General features: G+C 71.2%; 2 protein-coding genes and 1 pseudogene. All 3 read left to right on the forward strand.

Annotated elements, in window-relative coordinates:
* Positions 1-415, forward strand: a 415-nt coding sequence (locus ACOADB_RS14065) for a transglutaminase-like domain-containing protein (protein WP_378599673.1), incomplete at its 5' end; no start/stop codon positions are given.
* On the forward strand, positions 412-954 hold the full coding sequence (locus tag ACOADB_RS14070; protein ID WP_378599676.1) for an anthranilate synthase component II: 543 nt from the start codon (positions 412-414) through the stop codon (positions 952-954). The genes ACOADB_RS14065 and ACOADB_RS14070, both read left to right, overlap by 4 nt.
* Positions 955-958: 4 nt before the next feature.
* A pseudogene (locus ACOADB_RS14075) lies at positions 959-1379 on the forward strand (hypothetical protein); the annotation flags it as partial.

The raw sequence follows: 1379 nt of genomic DNA on the forward strand, positions 1-1379 counted from the left end.
ATGGGTCCGTGACGAGATCGCGCACGCGGGAGACGCGGGCGATCCGCGGTTCGCCGTTTCCGCGACCGACGTCCTGACCGACGGTGCCGGCTGGTGCTACGCCAAGGCGCACCTGCTCACCGCAGTGCTCAGGGCCGGCGGCGTGCCGACGGGGCTCTGCTACCAGTGGCTGGCCGACGACGACCGGCACGTGCTGCACGGCCTGGTCGCGGTCCACCTCGGCGGCGGTTGGCACCGCCAGGACCCCCGCGGCAACAAGCCCGGTGTCACGGCGGAGTTCTCGCTCGACGGGGAGCGGTTGGCCTGGCCGGTCGACCCGACCGCCGGCGAGGAAGACTTCCCTGAGGTCCATGTCGCGCCCGCTGCTGGCGTGGTCGCGGCACTGCGTCGTCGCGAACTTGCGGTGCTGCGGTGACCATTCCCGACGTCGTCGTGGTCGACCACCACGACTCCTACACGTGGAACCTGGTGCACCTGATCGCCGGCGTCACGGGGGAACTGCCGACGGTCGTGCAGTGGAACGACCCCGTGGACCTGTCCAGGTTCTCCCACCTGGTGCTGTCGCCGGGGCCGGGGCATCCGCGGGAGTACCAGTGGGACTTCGACGGGCGGCCCGTGCTGGGTGTCTGCCTGGGAATGCAGGGGATGGTGGTCGCCTTCGGCGGCGAGGTTTCCCGGATCCAGCCCGCACACGGCGAGGTCGAGTCGGTCACCCACGACGGCCGAGGTGTGTTCGCAGGGTTGCCCGCGTCGTTCGATGCCGTGCGCTACCACTCGCTGGCCGCGACCCGGTTGCCCGACGAGCTCGAGGCGACGGCGTGGGCGGCCGACGGCACGGTCATGGGTGTGCGGCACCGGACCCTGCGGGTGGAGGGCGTTCAGTTCCATCCCGAGTCGGTGCTCTCCGAGCACGGTGCCATGCTGGTAGCGAACTTCCTGGCCATGGGACGCTGACGGGATGGTGACCCAGGGCGACCCCGCCGAGGCGTTCGCCCGTATCCAGGCCCGCCATGCGCGCTGCGTCTGGCTCGACGGCGGCGGTGCCCGGGACTGGTCGCGACGCAAGTCGCTGATCGGCTGGCTCGAGGACGACGACGTCTCCCTGAGCTACTCGGCGGCCACCCGTGAGGTCACCCGGCACGTCGGTGGACGGTCCGAGGTCGTGGGGGATGACCCGTTCGTCGTACTCGAGGCGGAGCTGGCGGCCGGCAGGCCGACCGACCAGTGGTTCGGGTACTTCGGCTACGCGGCACGACCGGACATGCCGGCGCTGCCCGACCCGGACCTGCCCGATGCGGTGTGGCTGCGGCCCTCGCACATCCGGGAGTACGAGCACGTGCTGGGGGTTTCGAGGCTCGCTGGCGCTCGCACCTCAACCA

The organism is Nocardioides sp. CPCC 206348, from assembly GCF_048654705.1.
Lineage (GTDB): Bacteria > Actinomycetota > Actinomycetes > Propionibacteriales > Nocardioidaceae > Nocardioides.